This is a genomic window from Streptomyces sp. NBC_00887, from assembly GCF_045207585.1.
In genome coordinates this window covers 8278977-8297010 of the sequence record NZ_CP108788.1, presented here as the reverse complement: position 1 = coordinate 8297010, position 18034 = coordinate 8278977, and the positions used below count along the sequence as shown (strand labels likewise).

Annotated in this window: 20 protein-coding genes; 5 read left to right on the top strand and 15 right to left on the bottom strand. The window is 70.9% G+C overall.

What is annotated here, in order from left to right:
- Positions 1–69: 69 nt before the first annotated feature.
- Entirely contained in the window at positions 70–1770 is a 1701-nt protein-coding gene (locus tag OG844_RS37845) for an MFS transporter (RefSeq protein ID WP_406389072.1), read from the bottom strand.
- A gap of 500 nt (positions 1771–2270) precedes the next feature.
- Here OG844_RS37845 and OG844_RS37840 point away from each other — a divergent pair, with 500 nt between their 5' ends.
- The gene (locus OG844_RS37840; protein WP_406389074.1) at positions 2271–3302 is read left to right on the top strand and encodes a phosphatase PAP2 family protein; all 1032 of its coding nucleotides are present in this window, start codon (positions 2271–2273) and stop codon (positions 3300–3302) included.
- An 85-nt stretch (positions 3303–3387) separates the two neighbouring features.
- Here OG844_RS37840 and OG844_RS37835 read toward each other — a convergent pair whose 3' ends face one another.
- Together OG844_RS37835 and OG844_RS37830 are read right to left on the bottom strand one after the other, a co-directional pair.
- Positions 3388–3603: an I78 family peptidase inhibitor gene (locus tag OG844_RS37835; RefSeq protein ID WP_406389076.1), complete on the bottom strand. Its 216-nt coding sequence runs from the start codon at positions 3601–3603 to the stop codon at positions 3388–3390.
- 407 nt (positions 3604–4010) lie between these two features.
- Positions 4011–5294, bottom strand: coding sequence for a glycosyltransferase (locus OG844_RS37830; RefSeq protein ID WP_406389078.1), 1284 nt, complete (start codon positions 5292–5294; stop codon positions 4011–4013).
- A 302-nt stretch (positions 5295–5596) separates the two neighbouring features.
- On the opposite strand from OG844_RS37830, the gene OG844_RS37825 reads away from it, so the two are divergent.
- Together OG844_RS37825 and OG844_RS37820 are read left to right on the top strand one after the other, a co-directional pair.
- Positions 5597–6379, top strand: a complete 783-nt coding sequence (locus OG844_RS37825; RefSeq protein WP_406389079.1) for a hypothetical protein — start codon at positions 5597–5599, stop codon at positions 6377–6379.
- A 137-nt stretch (positions 6380–6516) separates the two neighbouring features.
- On the top strand, positions 6517–6819 hold the full coding sequence (locus tag OG844_RS37820; RefSeq protein ID WP_406389081.1) for a hypothetical protein: 303 nt from the start codon (positions 6517–6519) through the stop codon (positions 6817–6819).
- A 63-nt stretch (positions 6820–6882) separates the two neighbouring features.
- Here the strand turns inward: OG844_RS37820 and der are convergent, their stop codons facing one another.
- The 7 genes from der to OG844_RS37785 form a co-directional block, all read right to left on the bottom strand.
- Positions 6883–8352 (bottom strand): ribosome biogenesis GTPase Der, encoded by a 1470-nt coding sequence (gene der, locus OG844_RS37815; protein WP_406389083.1) that lies wholly within the window; start codon positions 8350–8352, stop codon positions 6883–6885.
- Positions 8353–8431: 79 nt separating this feature from the next.
- Positions 8432–9109 (bottom strand): lysophospholipid acyltransferase family protein, encoded by a 678-nt coding sequence (locus OG844_RS37810; protein WP_406389084.1) that lies wholly within the window; start codon positions 9107–9109, stop codon positions 8432–8434.
- Positions 9106–9822, bottom strand: a complete 717-nt coding sequence (cmk, locus tag OG844_RS37805; protein WP_406389086.1) for a (d)CMP kinase — start codon at positions 9820–9822, stop codon at positions 9106–9108. The genes OG844_RS37810 and cmk overlap by 4 nt, the downstream gene beginning before the upstream one ends.
- 102 nt (positions 9823–9924) lie before the next feature.
- Complete coding sequence (locus tag OG844_RS37800; protein WP_406389088.1) at positions 9925–11010, bottom strand: prephenate dehydrogenase; 1086 nt, start codon at positions 11008–11010, stop codon at positions 9925–9927.
- Complete coding sequence (gene aroH, locus OG844_RS37795) at positions 11007–11369, bottom strand: chorismate mutase (protein ID WP_406389090.1); 363 nt, start codon at positions 11367–11369, stop codon at positions 11007–11009. Before aroH ends, OG844_RS37800 begins: the two co-directional genes overlap by 4 nt.
- Before the next feature lie 36 nt (positions 11370–11405).
- Positions 11406–12032, bottom strand: coding sequence for a TetR/AcrR family transcriptional regulator (locus tag OG844_RS37790; protein ID WP_406389091.1), 627 nt, complete (start codon positions 12030–12032; stop codon positions 11406–11408).
- Between the two features lie 5 nt (positions 12033–12037).
- Complete coding sequence (locus OG844_RS37785; protein WP_351179172.1) at positions 12038–12400, bottom strand: DUF1304 domain-containing protein; 363 nt, start codon at positions 12398–12400, stop codon at positions 12038–12040.
- A 152-nt stretch (positions 12401–12552) separates the two neighbouring features.
- Between OG844_RS37785 and OG844_RS37780 the strand changes: the two genes are divergently transcribed.
- On the top strand, positions 12553–12999 hold the full coding sequence (locus tag OG844_RS37780; protein WP_406389093.1) for a Rieske (2Fe-2S) protein: 447 nt from the start codon (positions 12553–12555) through the stop codon (positions 12997–12999).
- Between the two features lie 18 nt (positions 13000–13017).
- Positions 13018–13713: a DNA polymerase beta superfamily protein gene (locus OG844_RS37775; RefSeq protein WP_406389095.1), complete on the top strand. Its 696-nt coding sequence runs from the start codon at positions 13018–13020 to the stop codon at positions 13711–13713.
- Here the strand turns inward: OG844_RS37775 and OG844_RS37770 are convergent.
- Genes OG844_RS37770 through pnuC form a run of 5 tightly spaced genes read right to left on the bottom strand, consistent with a single transcriptional unit; the run spans position 13710 to position 17963 of the window.
- A complete protein-coding gene (locus OG844_RS37770) occupies positions 13710–14486 on the bottom strand; it encodes a DNA polymerase beta superfamily protein (protein ID WP_406389097.1) in 777 nt (258 codons plus the stop codon). The two genes, OG844_RS37775 and OG844_RS37770, sit on opposite strands and share 4 nt — an antisense overlap.
- Before the next feature lie 3 nt (positions 14487–14489).
- Positions 14490–15512, bottom strand: a complete 1023-nt coding sequence (locus OG844_RS37765) for an ADP-ribosylglycohydrolase family protein (RefSeq protein ID WP_406389099.1) — start codon at positions 15510–15512, stop codon at positions 14490–14492.
- Positions 15509–16240: an NUDIX hydrolase gene (locus OG844_RS37760; RefSeq protein WP_406389100.1), complete on the bottom strand. Its 732-nt coding sequence runs from the start codon at positions 16238–16240 to the stop codon at positions 15509–15511. Before OG844_RS37760 ends, OG844_RS37765 begins: the two co-directional genes overlap by 4 nt.
- Positions 16237–17316 carry an AAA family ATPase gene (locus OG844_RS37755; protein WP_406389101.1) on the bottom strand — a complete coding sequence of 360 codons (1080 nt, stop codon included), beginning with the start codon at positions 17314–17316 and terminating at the stop codon, positions 16237–16239. The genes OG844_RS37760 and OG844_RS37755 overlap by 4 nt, the downstream gene beginning before the upstream one ends.
- Complete coding sequence (gene pnuC / locus OG844_RS37750) at positions 17313–17963, bottom strand: nicotinamide riboside transporter PnuC (RefSeq protein ID WP_406389103.1); 651 nt, start codon at positions 17961–17963, stop codon at positions 17313–17315. Before pnuC ends, OG844_RS37755 begins: the two co-directional genes overlap by 4 nt.
- Positions 17964–18034 lie beyond the last annotated feature (71 nt).

The following is an 18034-nucleotide window of genomic DNA, read 5'->3' as shown; positions in this document are numbered from 1 at the left end:
GTGCCTCCGGCGGCTCGCACGGTACTAAAACTAGCAGTGATAGTTATGGCGTCGTGCCGACGTTACGGCTCAGCGCGGCGCCCGTCCAGAGCCCGTGGCCTCGGCGGGTTCGCGCCGCGCGGGCAGTGCGAGCCGGCGGCCCGGCCGCTTCTGCACCGGCAGTGCACGCGGCTCGGAGCGTTGCCCCGAGGCCGCCTGTTCGGCCGCGCGCGGTCGGCAGGTCTCCCTGGCCGGAGCACAGTCCATGACCTTCGGCAGCCGCAGCGCCGCCAGTGCCCCGAGCAGCAGCAGTCCGGCGCTGACCAGCAGGGTGACATGCAGACCCTGGACGAACGCGTGCCGGGCCGTGTTCCGGAGCAGATCACCCATCGGTCCGCCCAGCCGGCCCGCCACCTGGTACGCCTCGCCGAGCGAGTTCGAGGCGGCCGAGCCGGCCGCGGCGGGCACACCCTCCTCGTGGAGCCGTGCCAGTCCGGGCGCGTAGGCCGCGTTCATGACACTGCCGAGCAGGGCGATACCCAGTCCGGCGCCCAGCTGGTACGAGGTCTCGCCGATCGCCGCCGCGCCGCCGGCGCGTTCGGCGGGCGCCTCGCTCAGCATCGATTCGTACGCCCCGAAGAGCGTGGACTGCAGCCCGAAGCCCAGCAGCACGAAGCCCGCGGTGAGCAGCACCGGCCGGTCGTGCTGCCCCATCAGGGTCAGCAGGAGCACCGAGGCCGCCGTGAGGACGAAGCCCCAGCCAACCATGCGGCGGGGGCCGATCCGGCTCAGGGTGTACGAACCGGTGGCGCCGGCCGCCATCGCGGCGAAGGTCAGCGGGAGGAGCCGCAGACCGGTTTCCAGTGGGCTGAGGTCCAGCACCAGCTGGAGGTACTGGACGGCGATCAGCTCCAGTCCGACCAGGGCCAGCATCGCGAGGACGATGCAGCCGACGGCGGTGGTGAAGGCGGGCCGGGAGAACATCGCGATGTCGATCAGCGGATGCGTACGGCGTTTCTGTCTGCGCACGAAGAACACCAGCAGCGCGGCTCCCGCGAGCAGCGGGGCGACACCGGCGAGGTCCAGCCCTCCACCACCCATCCGCTTGACCCCGAGGACGACTCCGAGCACGCCTGCCGCGGCCACCAGGGCGCCGACCACGTCCCAGGGGCCGTCTCCGGTGCCGCGGGACTCGGGCAGCAGGAAGCGTCCGAGCGGAAGGATCATGGCCATGAGCGGGATGTTGATGAGGAAGACCGAACCCCACCAGTAGTGCTCGACGAGGAATCCGCCGATGACCGGTCCGGCGGCGGCGCCCACGGCGGCGACCGCGGTCCATATGCCGATGGCCAGGGCGCGCTCGCGCCGGTCGGGGAAGACCTGGCGCAGTATCGACAGCGTCGCGGGCATGATCATCGCGCCGCCGACACCGAGCAGGGCACGGGCAGCTATCAGCAGGGCGGGAGTATCGGCTGCCGCCGCCAGCGCGGAGGCGATCCCGAAGAGCGCGTAGCCGAACAGCAGGACACGCCGTCTGCCGATCCGGTCACCGAGCGTGCCGAAGAGGATCAGCAGCGAGGCACAGACCAGCGGATAGGCGTCCACGATCCACAGCAGGCCGACGGCGCTGGGCCGCAGGTCCTCGGTGACGGCGGGGACGGCGACGTGCAGCACGGTCGCGTCGAGCGCGACCAGCAGCAGACTGAGGCAGAGGACGACCAGGACGACCCAGCGGTTGGCACCGCCGGCTGCTGCGCGCAGCCGGGTCACAGCCGTGGACGTCCCGCTCATATACGTACCTCCCAATGAGTCCCTCGCGCTCGGCAGACCTACCGGGGCCCCGGCTTTCGGCGTCCCTCAGGTCCGGCATCGACGGGCGAGTGAGCCGTCAGCGTACGCGAGTTCCACGTGGTCACACGTGGTCCAGCTCATACCTTCGCCCGGCCCCGAGTGTGTCGTACGCCACTTCCGACCCATCGGCGGGGCCGTATCCGAGGCCCCCCGCACCGGTGTGGGGGCGGCCCGGAGGGCTCCCGGGGCGGCGCTCCGGGCGCCGCATCGCGTCTCCTCCGAATGGCCGGGTGAATACATACGAAAGATGCGTCACACCATTACGTCGATGATCAAACATTCCCACGAATTGCCATCGGAGCGAATAGGCCGCACGGCGGATCGGATTCTTCGCGGCACCCGTAATGGATACCGGTCTGAGACAAAGTCCACATCACATCGTCATCACAAAGAGCCGGGATCGACCGGATCGCACACTCACTCGCTGTAACGTCCTTTGCGTGCGTACCGACATCTTTGCCCGGCTGGACCGGGAGCCGGAACCGCCGAAGATAGAGATCCCGCGGATGAGTCGTCACCGCATCGCTCTCTTCGGCGGGACTTTGGCGTTCTATCTCGCCATCGTCGTTGCCGTGCTGGTCTCGTCCTGGCTGGTGGCTCTCGACTGGAAGGTCATGCTGTTCCGGCCTTACCAGCAGTGGCCCGGACTCCATGCCTTCCTCGACTACTACGTCGTGCTCGGCCAGCGTGGCCCGACGGCCGTGATGGTCGCCTCCTGGCTCGGCTGGCGCTCCTGGCGCCAGCACACGCTGCGCCCCCTGCTCACGCTGGGTGCCTCGCTGCTGCTGCTCAACGTGACGGTCGGGGCGGTCAAGCTCGGCCTGGGGCGGCTCGGCCCGCACTACGCCACCCAGATCGGCTCCGCGGAGCTCTTCGCGGGCGGCGATATATTTCCTTCGGGACACACCGCCAACGCCGTGGTGACCTGGGGAATCCTTGCCTATCTGGCCACCACGCCGCGCGCCAGGCGCTACCTGTCGGCCCTGTCCGCGTTCGTCTCGCTGGGCGTGGGGCTGACCACCGTCTACATCGGCACGCACTGGCTCAGCGACGTCCTGCTGGGCTGGGCCGCCGGTCTGCTGATCCTGCTGGCCCTGCCCTGGTTCGAGCCGCTGATCACCCGTACGGAGGTCTGGATCCTGTCCGTGCGCGAGCAGTGGCGCGCTCGGCGCAGGGCGCAGGCCGCCGCCCCGGTGGCCGCGGACGGCCCCGCGCCGGTGCTCCTGCCCCAGTCGCTGAGCACGCTCGGCACCGAGCGGGCCGAAAGCCGTGACTCCGCGCCGGACGCACCGACGGCCGGTGGCCATACCGGCACGGGCACCCGGGCGAGGGCCCACCCCGCGCACGGGGCCCGCTCGGAACGGACGCCGATCACCCCGGCCGGCTCGCGGCGCCCGCCGCACGCGGACCGCACCCCCCGGGGCGGCACGACTCCGGCCCACCCGGTGACGGGCGGATCGGTCGCCCCCTGAGCTGCCCGGACGGTAAGCACAGCCGCTTCCCTGCATGAGTGAAGGCCCCGACTCCGGTCGGGGCCTTCACTCGTACGGAGGGGGTTCAGCCCACCCAGCAGCGGGTCACGGTGGAGGCGTCGACCTCGAAGTTGATCCGCCCGCCGACGAACTCCATGGTGATGAAGGTGCCGGGCGCAAGAGCCCTCACCGTGCTCCAGCCACGCGCTCTGGCCTGCCGTTCGGCGGTTTCGGCGTCGAGGCCGACGTACGACTGGGGGGTGTCGTCCGGCTGGGCGGGAGGGGTCGGTATAGGTGCCATACCTCTCACCGTAGGCGGCACCGCACCGTGACGGAAGCCTGGGCGGTAACAAGCGGCGATGCATCCCCACGTACCTCACCGGTCACGCTTGTGTCACAGGATCCCCACACCCGTTTACTTCGAACCGCTTCACCCGAACGAGCCATCCGGGCGCACACAGTAAGAATGCGGACTGTCCGGAGAATGACTATCCGGTGCCCACGAAGGGAATTGCGGGAGAGATACGGCACGAGGTCCGCATTCCCCCCGGCTCACGAAGGCGGGCGTAAACAGTTTCGCCACCCTGAATGTGCGCGGCCTTATGCGGGTCTTATGAAACCGCGATCCCCGCAGTGCCCCTCACCCGGGCCCCGTCCGTCCGTCCGCACTATCCGGAATGAAACGATCCGGGATGTCGTGGCCAGAGCTCACCCGGCACGCCCCTTGCGCACCGCGTCGGCCGCCTTGTAGCGCAGCGCGTACGCCCCGTCCAGGACAGTGCCCCTGGAGCGGTGGAGCACGGTGCGCAGTGCGCTCCGGGAACGGCCCCGCGGACCTTGCGCGACCAGCTCGGTGAAGAGCTTCTCGTGCCGTTCCGCGATCGGTGCCGGGTCGAACCGCGCGGAGGAGGCCCGCGCGGCGCGTCCCATCCGACGCCTCAGCTCGTCGTCGTCGATCAGGGCGAGAAGGGCCCGCGCGAACGCGTCGGTGTCACCCACCGGCACGAGCCGCCCGTCCGTGCCGTCGTCGATGATCTCGGCCGGACCGTGCGGGCAGTCGGTGGCGACGACCGGCAGTCCGCAGCGCATCGCCTCGACGATGGTCATGCCGAACGACTCGCGCTCCGAGGTGACAGCGGCGATGGAGCCCTTGGGCCACTCCGCCTCCATCGGATGGACCGAGCCCATGAGGCGCACCCGGTCCTGGAGGCCGAGTGCGTCGATGAGTCCGCGCAGTGTCTTCTGCTCGTTGCCGGTCGCGTCGCCACCTCCGTAGATCCGCAGTCGCCAGCCGGGGCGGGCAGCCGCCACCTCGGCGAAGGCGCGCACCAGTAAGTCGTACCGCTTGACCCGGTGCAGCCGGCCCGCCGCGATGACCCACTTGGCGTCGGACTCCGCGGGCGGGCCCGCGGGCTCCGGCACGCTGTTCGGGATGGACTCGATCCGTACGCCGGGCAGCCGCAGTCTGTTCCGGTAGTCGCGGGCGTCCGCCCGGGTGACGGTGGTGACCGCGTCGAGCAGTCCGTACCGGTGGCTTATCTCCCGCCGCAGCCGGTAGCTGTGGCTGTCGAGGGTGAGGTGCTCCTGGCCGATGCGCACGGGCCCGCGCCGCGCCTGTGCGCTGATGTGGACGTTGAGGCCGGGGCGCGTACCGATGACGACATCCGCTTCGAGCGCGCCCAGATGCGCCGCGATCCGGGTGTCGGTGAGCCTGCTGTACTGCCGGTGCCTGGTGTCGCCGCGCGGGAACACCGCGGCAGGCCTGGCATGCTCACCGTCGCCGCCCTCGTAGTACGGACTCGCCTTGCGCAGATCGACGAGGTGGCTCATCCGTACGCCGCCGGGCGCACCCAGCGCGGGTTCGTCACGGTGCCGGAAGACCGACACGATGTCGACGTCGTGCTGCTCGGCCAAGGTCTGCGCGAGCGTGAAGGTGGTACGGATCGTTCCCCCGATGCCGTACGCGTTGTGGAGCAGAAATGAAAGGTGCATTACGTAGTCGTTTCCCCTGGTCGACTGGTCTGCAACGGACATTACGCGGCGTCAGGAACGGTCCCAGGGTTCGCACAGGAGTCGTACAGAGTCGTAACAATTCGAACGAACGCCCGTGCATGGAGGATTCATCCGCGGAATACCCGACTCCGCATCAGTTTCCCGATCTGTCGATGTATCGGCCTGCCGACTCTCCCGCTTTTCTCCTCACGATTCGCGCGTGACCCCGGCCCCGGATCGCCCGTTGTCTCTTCATGAGCCGGGAACCGCCCGGCCCACGCACCGAGTTCGAGGAGCCACCCGTGCCGCGCATGCTCGACGTCAGCGAGGACGTACGCGCCGAGATCGGCGACGCCGAAGCCGACCGGCTGCTCGTCGGCGACAACGCCCCAGGCAGTTACGACTGCACCTCCTGCCGCACTCCCGGCGACTCCGACCAGGAGCGCACCAGCACGGTGCTGTTCATCGGCGAGGAGACCGCCGTGCTCGCGTTCGCCCACGCGACCTGCATCCCGTCGCAGGTCGTCCAGGTCACCGAGAACCAGCTGCAGGGCGCCGTGCGATCCATCACCGGCAGCGAGCCACAGAACGCGGAGAGCCTCATGCCCCAGCAGGCCGTCCTCGGCATCACCAGCGGTCTCGTCCTCATCGAGGATGATCTCCGCCCGGCCCTGGTCGTCGAACCGACCGGCCCGATCGCCCGGCCGGGCACGGACGGCCTCGCGGGCGACCAGTTCCTCCAGCTGCTGCAGGAACAGGGTTTCCTGCACACGCCCGATCTGAACCGTCTGCCGGCCGTGCTCCCCGGCTGGTCGGTCCTCCTCGCCATGGGGCAGCTGCACGCAGTGCTGCAGCCGGGCGCCGGAGGCGGCAACCCGGTCGCCTGGTGGCAGGCCCATCAGCCGCTCCAGGTCACCGAGGGCTGGCGGGCTGCGGTGAACAAGTCGCAGACCGTGCTCGTCTTCGCCGCCCCGGCGGGCTCGATCGGCCAGCAGCCGCGCGAGGACCTGCTCCGCGACGCGCTGGACAAGGCCGCGGTCAACGGGCTCCTGGTCGCCGCGTCGATGCCGCTGGCCGGAACCTGACCGTGTCCGTGCTGCCTTCCCACACCCGCCGAACAGCGTTTTCTCCGCCGGGCCCGCATCCGACGGGCGGTGAGGTCGTTGGCACCTACGTGCACTCATACGACCCTCCGCGCCAGCAGCAGACCCCGATCCCTGCCATGCGCCCGTCGCAGGAACCCTCGGACGGCAAGTCCCCCACCCCGATCTACGACGCGCTGTACTCCGAGTACCGGCGGTCGTTCCGGGCGCTGCCTGGGGACCGGAACGGTGAGGAGAATCTCGGCTTCAGAACGTTCGGCACCGGGATGTTCGGCAGTCGTGCGCCGCTGGGCGGCCGCGCGGCGAACGGGCAGGGCAGCCAGAGCGCCCACACCGGGAACCTCGGATCCTGGCAGCGGGTCGGACGACATGCCGGGCACGCCCGGCCCGCGGCGCTGCCGCCCGGGTCCTCGGACGCCTGACGGCACGACGAAGCCCCGGACCACTCGCTCCGTGCGAGCGGTCCGGGGCTTTCCGTCGTGCCGTTACTTCTTGCGGCCGCGCTTCTCGCGCACGCGGACCGAGATGTGGAGCGGAGTCCCCTCGAAGCCGAACTCCTCGCGCAGGCGGCGCTCGACGAAGCGACGGTAGCCGTGCTCCAGGAAGCCGGAGGCGAAGAGCACGAACCGCGGCGGCTTCACGCCGGCCTGCGTCCCGAAGAGGATGCGGGGCTGCTTGCCGCCGCGGACCGGGTGCGGGTGGGAGGCGACGATCTCACCGAGGAAGGCGTTCAGCCGACCGGTGGGGATACGGGTCTCCCAGCCCTCGATCGCGGTCTCGATCGCCGGGACCAGCCGCTCCATGTGACGGCCGGTGACGGCCGAGACGTTGACGCGGGGAGCCCAGGCGACCTGCGCGAGCTCCGTCTCGATCTCGCGCTCGAGGTAGTAGCGACGCTCCTCGTCGAGGGTGTCCCACTTGTTGAAGGCGAGCACGATCGCGCGGCCCGCCTCGACGGCCATGGTGACGATCCGCTGGTCCTGGACGCTGATGGACTCGCTCGAGTCGATCAGGATGACGGCGACCTCGGACTTCTCCACGGCGGCCGCGGTGCGCAGGGAGGCGTAGTAGTCCGCGCCCTCCTGGAGGTGGACCTTGCGACGGATGCCGGCCGTGTCGATGAACTTCCAGGTGATGCCGCCGAGCTCGATCAGTTCGTCGACCGGGTCACGGGTGGTGCCGGCGAGTTCGTTGACGACGACCCGGTCCTCGTTGGCGACCTTGTTCAGGAGCGAGGACTTGCCGACGTTCGGGCGGCCGATGAGCGCGATGCGGCGCGGGCCTCCGAGGGCGGTGCCGAACGTCTGGGCCGGCGCCTCGGGCAGCGCCTCCAGCACGGCGTCGAGCATGTCGCCGGTGCCGCGGCCGTGCAGCGAGGAGACCGGGTGGGGCTGGCCGAGACCGAGCGACCAGAGCGCGGTCGCGTCCGCCTCGCCGCTCTGTCCGTCGACCTTGTTCGCGCACAGGACGACAGGCTTCTTCGCCTTGCGCAGCAGCCTGACGACGGCCTCGTCGGTGTCGGTCGCGCCGACCGTCGCGTCGACGACGAAGACGACCGCGTCGGCCGTCGAGATCGCGTACTCGGCCTGGGCGGCGACGGAGGCGTCGAGGCCCAGCACGTCCTGCTCCCAGCCGCCGGTGTCGACGAGCCTGAAGCGGCGGCCGGCCCATTCGGCCTCGTAGTTCACCCGGTCGCGGGTGACGCCCGGCTTGTCCTGCACGACGGCCTCGCGGCGGCCGAGGATGCGGTTCACCAAGGTCGACTTGCCGACATTGGGACGGCCGACGACGGCGAGGACGGGAAGCGGGCCGTGACCGGCCTCACCGATCGCGCCCTCGACCTCTTCGGGGTCGAACCCCTCCTGCGCGGCGAGCTCCATGAACTCCGCGTACTCGGCATCGCCAAGCGCTCCGTGCTCGTGGTCCGAGCCGTCGGAGTGAATCTGGTCGTTCATGAAGTCCGTTCCCTCTTTGCATCATCATCGATGGGCCACGATCGCGCGGCCCACTACTCAAGTCTCGCAGGCCCTGCCGTCAAACCGCTGACGGCCGGGCCTGGCGCCCGGTGAGGCGCCTGGCGTGCTCCAGGTGAGCGGTCAGCTTTCCCTGGATACGGAGCGTCGCCTCGTCCAGCGCCTTCCTGGTGCGCCGTCCGCTGCCGTCGCCGGCCTGGAAGGCGTCGCCGAAGACGACGTCGACCCGGCTGCGCAGCGGGGGCAGTGCCGGTATCAGCCGTCCGCGGCTCTCGGTGCTTCCCAGGACCGCCACGGGGACGATCGGTGCCCCGCCGCGTACCGCGAAGTACGCGAGTCCTGCCCGCAGGGAGGCGAAGTCCCCCTCGCCCCTGGTGCCCTCGGGGAAGATCCCGAGGACCCCGCCGTCGTCCAGCACACCGAGTGCCCGGGTGATGGCGGTGCGGTCGACGGTCGCACGGTCCACCTTCAGCTGACCGATTCCGCGCAGGAACGGGTCGAGGGGGCCGACGAACGCCTCTTTCTTGATCAGGAAGTGGACGGGCCGGGGCGCGGTGCCCATCAGCATCGGTCCGTCGATGTTGTGCGCATGGTTCACGGCGAGTATGACGGGTCCGGCGGCAGGTACCCGCCACGCACCGAGGACTCGTGGCTTGAACAGCCCGTACATGAGCCCGATGCCGATGCCCCGTCCGACGGCCGCTCCACGCAGTGCGGGTGCGGCGGTGGCTTCGGTCACTTCACGGCCTGCTTCTCCCCGACGAGGGTGACGACGCACTCGATGACCTGCTGAAGGGTCAGCTCGGTGGTGTCCACCTCGACCGCGTCGGCGGCCTTGGCCAGCGGCGAGGTCTTGCGGCCGGAGTCGGCTGCGTCCCGCTTGATCAGCGCCTCCTTGGTGGTGGCGAGATCGGAACCCTTGACCTCACCACTGCGACGGGCGGCGCGCGCCTCCGGGGAAGCGGTCAGGAAGATCTTGATGTCGGCGTCGGGCAGGACGGTCGTGCCGATGTCCCGGCCCTCGACGACGATGCCGCGCTCGGCCTCCGCGGCGATGGAGCGCTGCAGCCCGGTGATCAGGGTGCGCACCTCCGGGACGGCGCTGACGGCGCTGACCTTGGAGGTGACCTCCTGGGTGCGGATCGGACCGGAGGCGTCCTCGCCGTCGACGGTGATCGTCGGGGCGGCCGGGTCCGTACCGGAGACGATGACCGGCTTGGCGGCGGCGGTGGCGATCTCGGACGGGTTCTGCACGTCGATGCCGTTGTTCAGCATCCACCACGTGATCGCCCGGTACTGGGCGCCGGTGTCCAGGTAGCTCAGGCCGAGCTGGGCGGCGACGGCCTTGGAGGTGCTCGACTTGCCGGTGCCGGAGGGTCCGTCGATGGCGACGATCACTGCAGCCGGTGCGGTCCGGGCGGCGGCGCTTACGGTTTCCACGGTGGTGGACACCTTCCTGGTACACGGGGTGGGCGGAGCGGGGCCACGGGACGGCCTCCCCCAAGGTTACCGAGTGCGGGGAGGGCCCTTGCGCACCCCTGTCCCGCCGTCCCGCTACGGGCGGATCGACCAGCCCCGCTCGCTGAGCGCCGCGCTCAGTGCGGGCGCCGCGCTCGGCTCGACCATGAGCTGGACCAGACCGGCCTGCTGCCCGGTGGCGTGCTCGATGCGTACGTCCTCGACGTTGACCCCGGCCCGCCCGGCGTCGGCGAAGATCGCGGCCAGTTCACCGGGCCGGTCGCTGATGAGCACGGCCACGATCTCGTACGAGGCCGGCCCTGCGCCGTGCTTGCCCGGCACCCTCACCCGGCCGGCGTTGCCGCGACGCAGGACGTCCTCGATGCCTTCGGTGCCCGCGCGGCGCTTGTCCTCGTCGGCGGACTGGAGGCCGCGCAGCGCCCGCACCGTCTCGTTCAGGTCGGTGGCGACGCCGGCCAGGACGTCGGCGACCGGGCCGGGATTGGCGGAGAGGATCTCCACCCACATCCGGGGGTCGGAGGCGGCGATCCGGGTGACGTCCCGTATTCCCTGGCCGCACAGGCGTACGGCGGTCTCGTCGGCCTCCTCCAGGCGGGCGGCGACCATCGAGGAGATCAGCTGCGGGGTGTGGGAGACCAGGGCGACGGCGCGGTCGTGCGCGTCGGCGTCCATGACGACGGGGACGGCGCGGCAGAGCGCGACCAGTTCCAGGGCGAGGTTGAGGACCTCGGTGTCGGTGTCCCTGGTCGGGGTGAGGACCCAGGGGCGGCCCTCGAAGAGGTCGGCGGTGGCCGCGAGGGGGCCTGAGCGCTCCTTGCCGGCCATGGGGTGCGTACCGATGTACGTGGTGAGATCGATGCCGCGCGCCTCCAGTTCGCGGCGCGGGCCGCCCTTGACGCTGGCGACGTCCAGGTAGCCGCGGGCGACACCGTCACGCATGGCGGTGGCGAGTACGGACGCGGTGTGAGCGGGCGGTACGGCGATGATCGCCAGGTCGACGGGGCCCTCGGGCGCCTCTTCCGTACCGGCCCCGAGAGCCGCCGCCGTCCCGGCCGACGTGGTGTCCCGGTCGACGAGGTGGACATGGACACCCCGCCCCGCGAGAGCGAGGGCCGCGGAGGTGCCGACCAGGCCGGTTCCGATGACGACGACTGTTCTCACTGGGCGATGTCCTTGCGGAGGGCGCCGGTGGCGCCGAGGTAGACGTGGCTGATCTCTGCTTTGGAGAGATACGTCTCGACGTGCGCGAGTATGCGGACCACCCGGGGCATGGCCCCCGTGATGTCGAGCTCCTGGGCGCAGATCAGCGGTACGTCGACGATGCCGAGGCCGCGTGCGGCGGCGGCCGGGAAGTCGCTGTGCAGATCGGGGGTGGCGGTGAACCAGACGCTGATCAGGTCGTCGGGGACGATCTGGTTGCGCTCCAGGATCGCGGTGAGCAGCGCACCCACCTGCTCGTCCATGTGCCCGGCTTCGTCCCGCTCCAGCTGGACGGCGCCTCGGATCGCTCGTACCGCCACGTCGTAACCCCCTGCTTCTTCGATCTGCGTGCTCTTTCAGCCTAGAGGTGCGGCGGGACCCGCGGTCGCCGTGCTCTGTCCGTGAGACGCCGCCGCGGCGTGCACGGCGAGGAGGTTGCGCCAGATCCGCCCGGCGAGCTGTTCCGGTGTGGCGTCGGTCCGGTCGTGGACCCAGTCGGCGAGCATTCCGGTGAACAGCCCGGCCACGGCGCTCGCGGTGAGGTCGTGGCCGCTGCCGCCGGGCCTGCGCCGCCGCAGCTCGTCGATGCTGCGCTGCCGCAGCTCCCGGTGCAGCAGGTCGCCGAGAGGGCCGCCGGGGCCGAGCAGGCTCCGGAAGACCGGGGCACGGTCGCGCACGTCCGCGAGCAGGGCGACCAGCTCATCCGGTGGTGCGTCGGGTCCGGGGGGTGTCCGGTCCCAGGCGTGGAGGGCGTCGACCGCCTCCCGTACGGGCCCGGCACAGGCGTCCAGGGCCAGGGCGCGCAGATCGTCGTAGTGCAGATAGAAGGTGGCGCGCCCGACGCCCGCCCCGCGCACCACGTCCGCGACGCTGACCCGGTCCAGCGACCGCTCGGCGCAGGCCGCCAGCAGCGCCTCGCGGAGCCTGCCGCGGGTGCGCGCGGTCCGCGGGTCGCCGCTGCCGTCCGTCACCGCCGGCGTCATGGTGCTCAGCCCGCCGACAGGACGAGGGCGAGTGCGAGGGCGGCGGGCGCCGCCTGGACGTACAGGATCTTGCGGCTGACGGTGACCGCCCCGTACACCCCGGCGACGATGAGGCAGCTCAGGAAGAAGATCTGCGCCTGGTACGCGACGGGATCGCCCGCGATCAGGCTCCACACCAGCCCGGCGGCCATGAATCCGTTGTAGAGCCCCTGGTTGGCGGCGAGCGCGGCGCTCCGGCCGGAGAACTCCTCGGTCGTGCCGAAGGCCTTCCGGCCGCGCGGGGTGTCCCAGAGGAACATCTCCAGGACGAGGAAGTAGGCGTGGATCAGCGCGACGAGCGCGACCAGCACCTGGGCGGCGGTCTGCATGGGGTTCGGCCTCCTGCGAAGGGATTTCCTGGACAATCGTACAGGAAGTTCCTCCACTGCCACCCGCCCGGGCGCACCCTCCGCGCGGTTGCTTCGTCCGTCCGGCCCGCGGCGCCACGATGCCTCTCATCGACCACCACGCGAGGAGAGCCATGAACGCACGGCGAAGGACGGTCCTGACGGCGGGCGCCGCCGCACTGGCGACCGGCTGCGGCTCGTCCGGTGACGGGGACAGTGACGGAAGCACGGCCCCGGCCTCCGCCTCGGGGACCGGGAGGACCCCGGAGGCCTCGGGGACCTCGGGGACCCCCACCGGGGAGCTGACCCGGACCTCCGACGTCCCGGTCGGCGGTGGCACGATCTTCAAGGACCGCAAGGTCGTGGTGACCCAGCCGGAGGCGGGCGAGTTCAAGGCCTTCTCCGCCGTCTGCACCCACGCGGGCTGCATCGTCGCGTCGGTGAGCGACGGCACGATCAACTGCGCCTGCCACGGCAGCAAGTTCAGCATCACGGACGCCGCCGTCGAAGCCGGCCCGGCCACGCGCCCGCTGCCGCCCGAGCAGATCACCGTCGAGGGCGACGGCATCCGGCTCGGGTAGGCCGGTAGCCTCGCGCGCATGATCACCCCTGAGGCCGAGGCCCTCGTACGCGACCACACGGTCTACTCGTGTGTGATGGGCTCCCGCGCCTTCGGGCTGGCCACGGACGACAGCGACACGGACCGGCGCGGGATCTTCCTGGCGCCGACCCCGCTGTTCTGGCGCTTCACCAAACCTCCGACGCATGTCGACGGACCCGATCGGGAGCAGTTCTCCTGGGAGCTGGAGCGCTTCTGCGAGCTGGCACTCCGGGCCAACCCCAATGTGCTGGAGTGCCTGCACTCGCCTCTCGTGGAGCGGATCGACGACACAGGCCGGGAACTGCTCGGCCTGCGCGAGGCGTTCCTGTCCCGCCGGGCCCACGAGACGTTCGTCCGCTATGCGATGGGCCAGCGCAGGAAGCTGGAGGCGGACGTCCGGCAGTTCGGCGCCCCGCGCTGGAAGCACGCCATGCACCTGCTGCGGCTGCTGGCGAGCAGCCGGGACCTGTTGCGGACGGGCCGGCTGACGATCGAGGTCGGCGACGCGCGGGAGGAGCTCCTCGCGGTGAAGCGGGGTGAGGTGCCGTGGTCCGAGGTGGAGCGCCGGATGGCACGCCTGTCCGAGGACAACGACGAGGCGGTCACTCGTTCGCCCCTGCCCCCGGAGCCGGACCTGGAGCGCGTGGAGGCGTTCCTGGTCCGGGCCCGGAGGGCGTCGGCGGCCGGCGGCTAGCCGAGCCGCGCGCGGACCACCAGGTCGTGCAGCGCGTCGAACCCCGACCCGGCGTCGGCCAGCCGTGATCGGGCCTGGGCCTCGTCCAGGACCGTGTGCAGTGCCTCGACGTCCCGCGCCGCCACCGCACCGTCCACGGTGTGGGCACCCCCGTGCTCGGCCTCCGCCTTGGCCTCGATCAGGGAGGGCAGACAGGCGGGTGCCGCCACCTCCCCCAGCAGCGTCGGCAGGTGCGCCACCAGTTCACCGCTGCGCATGAGGTGGATTCCGGTGAGCAGGGCCCGGAACGTGTAGAGCAGCGGTTTCAGTTCACCGGTCCTCTCGAAGAGCCGCCACTGGGTGCCGGCGAACCCGCGGTAGTGGTGGGCGTGGTTGCGGGTCAGCACGCTCGGCGCCAGTGCGGTCAGTTCCGCGTGGAGTGCGGTGGTGTGCACGACCAGCGGGGACAGCAGCTGCTCCAGTACGTAGCCGTTGGGCTTCAGCATGAGGCGGACGAACTTGCGGAGATCGTGGGTGACGAGATCCATCTCGACACCGTCGCGGTCCCACATGCGCGAGCGCGTCTCCTCGGGGTCGCGCAGCCCCACGAGGTCCTCCGCGGGAAGGACGTGGACCCCCCGCAGGTCCACGTCCGAGTCGCGGGAGGGGAAGCCGTACAGATGCGCGCCGGAGACCGTGGCGAACAGGAGCGGGCCGGGCTCCTCGGCGAGGACCGGGGCGAAGTCGGTGACCGGCAGCCCGGCCCGTAGGAGGGACGTCGTGTCGAGGTGCATGGATCAAGAGTCCCAGAGCGCGCCCAGCGACAGCAGGTCGCTCCGGTACTCGATGCGTTCCGACCATTCCTTGGGCCAGGCCGCCGCCCCCAGATGCGCCCCGGCCAGCGCTCCCGTCAGGCAGCCGAGTGAGTCCGAGTCGCCCCGGGTGCAGGCGGCCCTGCGCAGGGCGGTGGCCGGTTCCTCCGGGAAGAGCAGGAAGCAGTGCAGGGCCGTGGCGAGGGCCTCCTCGGCGATCCAGCCGTCGCCGGTGACCTCGCAGGGGTCGGTCTCCGGGGAGGGGTGGCGAATCGCGTCCTGGACCTTGGACAGGGCGGTCAGGCACTCGTCCCAGCCCCGGCCGATGTACTCCTCCGGCGAGGCGTCGCCCGCGTACCGCCAGAGGTCGCCGAGCCAGCGCTCCAGGTAGCGGCCCCTGTTCTCGAACGCGTAGCTGCGCAACTGCCCTACCAGGCCCATGGGTTCGGCCCCCTGCGCCAGCAGGAACACCGCGCGGGCCATCAGGTCGGAGGCGGCCAGGGCGGTGGGGTGGCCGTGGGTGAGGGCGGCCTGGAGCTGGGCCGCGCCGGAGCGCTGCTCCTCGCTGAGGCCGGGTACGAGCCCGACGGGTGCGACCCTCATGTTGGCGCCGCAGCCCTTGGAGCCTGTCTGGCTGGCCTCCTGCCAGGGCCGCTCACTGTCGAGCAGACGGCAGGCCGTCATGCAGGTGCGTCCGGGGGCGCGGTTGTTGTCCGGCGAGTGGTACCAGTCGACGAACTCCTCGCGGACGGGGCGCACCAGCCGCAGCGGGGTGAGCAGTCCGCGGTCCATGGCGGTGCGTATGCCACGTCCCAGGGCGAGTGTCATCTGGGTGTCGTCGCTGACGATCGCCGGCTTCGGGAGCCGCATCTGCCGCCACGGCCCGCACTTGGCGAGGATGGACGGCACGTTGTTGAACTCTGTGGGGAAGCCGAGCGCGTCACCGAGCGCGAGCCCGGTCAGCGCGCCCGAGGCCGCCTGTTTGGTGAGAATTCTCGTCGGGATCATGATGTCCGTCCTTCCGGGCGCAGGAGTGGAGGGTGCAGGGCGGTGGCGGCACCCGCCCGGTACAGGGCGGCCGGTTTCCCCCGTCCGCCGGTGCGGCGCGGCGGTCCGTCGACGGCCTCGACGAAGCCGGGCGTGGTCAGGACCTTGCGCCGGAAGTTGGGCCGGTCGAGTTCGACGCCCCAGACGGTCTCGTAGACCTGCTGGAGGTCCCCGAGCGTGAACTCGGCGGGACAGAAGGCCGTCGCCAGGCAGGAGTACTCGAGCTTGGCGCAGATCCGGTCGTGCGCGTCGGCCAGGACGCCGTCGTGGTCGAAGGCGAGCGGCCCGGTTCCGCCGGTGTCCCACCACTGCGCGCGTGCCGCGTCCCCGCCGCCCCGCGGTTCGGGCAGGTCGGGCACGAGAGCGGCGTAGGCGACGGAGACGACCCGCATCCTGGGGTCGCGGTCCGGGTCGCTGTAGGTGCGCAGCTGTTCCAGGTGGAAGGCGCTCACGGTGTTCTGGGTGAGGCCTGTCTCCTCGGCGAGTTCTCGGCGTGCCGCCTCCTCGGCCGACTCGCGGGGCAGGACGAATCCGCCCGGCAGCGCCCAGTGGCCTTTGTAGGGGTCCTCGCCCCGTTCCACGAGCAGCACGTGGAGCCTGCTTTCCCGGACGGTGAAGACGGCGAGGTCGACGGTGACGGCGAAGGGCGCGAAGGCATGGGGGTCGTATCCCTCGGGGACGGTGCTCATCGCTTCTCCGGGAGGGGTTCGGTGAAGTACGGGCCGGAGGCGAGGAGTTCGTCGACGGCGGCGACCGCCGTGTCCAGCCGTGTCCCGTGCGGGCCCGTGATCTCGATGAAGTCCCTTCCTGTACGGGTGAGTTCGGCACGGAAGCGGTCCGTCATCCAGGGCCGCAGCTCCTCGCCGTCGCGCAGTCCGTCGTCCTCGAAGGCGACGCCCTCGTGATCGGTGAGCAGCCAGAGGTGGTGGGTGATCCGGTCGGCGGTCTTCTCCACGAGCGGGTTGCGTCCGCCGATGTACCTCTCGTGCCAGACGGTGGTGGCGAAGGAGTCCGTGTCGCAGAGGAGCACCGGGGAGCCGATCCGGGCGGCAGCCTCCTCGCGGTCGTTCTGGGTCTCGGCGATGAGGGGGAAGTCGTCGGTGGTGAAGGCGACGTCCTCCCACTGCGCTCCGGGCCACCGGCTGCGCAGGTCCGACAGCTTCCGTTCGCTGAACTCCCGTCCGTACTCGGGGACGTACTGGGTGTGCGCCCAGGTGCCGCCCCGCTGCCGGTAGTGCTCGGTCAGTGCCCGGGCCAGGGTCGTGGTGCCGGTGGACTCGGCGCCGAGGACGACGATCCGGCGGGTGAGCGCGGCCCGTACGGGCGGTTCGAGGAAGTCCCAGCTGCCGGCCGGGTCCGCGCGGACCGCGGTGCCGGAGACGGGGAAGACGGTGCGGCCGGGGTCGACGAGGACGGACCGGGCGCCGAAGCGGCGGGCAAGTTCGTCGCCGTACGACTCCGAGGTGAAGACGGCGTCGACCTGTTCGGGTACGGCCCCGGTGAACACGGCCATGTGCGCGTCCCATATCGCGGGGTCGTTCAGGTCCATGGGGGTGTCGTCGACGGCGCCCACCACCCTTACGTCCGGGTGCACTTCGCGCATCCAGGCGACCCGGTCGGCCAGGGGCACCGACTCGACGGAGGCAGCGCAGACCAGGACGGTGAGCCGCTCGCACCGGTCCCGGGCGGTGCGGACGAGGTGGTGGTGGCCGGCGTGCGGCGGGTAGAACTTGCCGAGGACCAGACCGTGCCCGTAGCTCTTCATGCGGGCACCCGCTCCCGGCCCGGGGCCACAGCGAGGTCGCGGCTCCAGTTGCGCAGCCCGATGAGGCAGAGCGTGAGGAAGCCGGCGTACAGCAGGGAGGTCAGGTAGAGCTCCTTGTACGCGTACAGCGGGATGTAGACCACGTCGGCGGCGATCCACAGCCACCAGGACTCGACCCGCTTGCGGCACTGCCCGTACGTCGCCATGAGGGACAGCGAGGTCGTCAGGGCGTCCCAGAACGGCACGGTGGAGTCCGTGGCCCGGGACAGCAGCAGGGTGAGCCCGAGGGTCCCCGCCACCCCCGCCGCGAGCAGCCAGGTCCATTCGGCGCGCGTGGTTCTGCGCACCGGCAGGACGGTCGCACCTGGTCCACCCCCGTGGGTCCAGGTCCACCAGCCGTACGCGGCGAGGGTGATGAAGACGATCTGCAGGCCGGCGTCGGCGTACAGACCGGACTGGGCGAACAGCAGGATGAAGAACAGGTTGTTGGCGATGCCGATCGGCCAGTTGGCGAGGTGCTGGCGGGCCACGAGCCACACGCACAGCGCCCCGCTGCCGAAACCGAGCACCTCGGTCCAGCTGACCGGGGTGTCCAGGACCGTCACCAGGGGCTGTTGCAGGGGGTCGAGTATCTCCGCGAGCGTCACGCCGTTCCTTCTCTCTTCTTTATGGTCACTCTGACTATAAAGAAGAAACGGCGCCAGCAAAAGGGCCCGCG

What these genes read in the sequence shown, in the direction of transcription:
- OG844_RS37845 (WP_406389072.1), bottom strand. Translation starts at nt 1,770, where the DNA reads ATGAGCGGGACGTCCACGGCTGTGACCCGGCTGCGCGCAGCAGCCGGC.
- OG844_RS37835 (WP_406389076.1), bottom strand. Translation starts at nt 3,603, where the DNA reads ATGGCACCTATACCGACCCCTCCCGCCCAGCCGGACGACACCCCCCAG.
- OG844_RS37830 (WP_406389078.1), bottom strand. Translation starts at nt 5,294, where the DNA reads ATGCACCTTTCATTTCTGCTCCACAACGCGTACGGCATCGGGGGAACG.
- OG844_RS37820 (WP_406389081.1), top strand. Translation starts at nt 6,517, where the DNA reads ATGCGCCCGTCGCAGGAACCCTCGGACGGCAAGTCCCCCACCCCGATC.
- der (WP_406389083.1), bottom strand. Translation starts at nt 8,352, where the DNA reads ATGAACGACCAGATTCACTCCGACGGCTCGGACCACGAGCACGGAGCG.
- OG844_RS37790 (WP_406389091.1), bottom strand. Translation starts at nt 12,032, where the DNA reads ATGACGCCGGCGGTGACGGACGGCAGCGGCGACCCGCGGACCGCGCGC.
- OG844_RS37785 (WP_351179172.1), bottom strand. Translation starts at nt 12,400, where the DNA reads ATGCAGACCGCCGCCCAGGTGCTGGTCGCGCTCGTCGCGCTGATCCAC.
- OG844_RS37780 (WP_406389093.1), top strand. Translation starts at nt 12,553, where the DNA reads ATGAACGCACGGCGAAGGACGGTCCTGACGGCGGGCGCCGCCGCACTG.
- OG844_RS37775 (WP_406389095.1), top strand. Translation starts at nt 13,018, where the DNA reads ATGATCACCCCTGAGGCCGAGGCCCTCGTACGCGACCACACGGTCTAC.
- OG844_RS37770 (WP_406389097.1), bottom strand. Translation starts at nt 14,486, where the DNA reads ATGCACCTCGACACGACGTCCCTCCTACGGGCCGGGCTGCCGGTCACC.
- OG844_RS37765 (WP_406389099.1), bottom strand. Translation starts at nt 15,512, where the DNA reads ATGATCCCGACGAGAATTCTCACCAAACAGGCGGCCTCGGGCGCGCTG.
- OG844_RS37760 (WP_406389100.1), bottom strand. Translation starts at nt 16,240, where the DNA reads ATGAGCACCGTCCCCGAGGGATACGACCCCCATGCCTTCGCGCCCTTC.
- OG844_RS37755 (WP_406389101.1), bottom strand. Translation starts at nt 17,316, where the DNA reads ATGAAGAGCTACGGGCACGGTCTGGTCCTCGGCAAGTTCTACCCGCCG.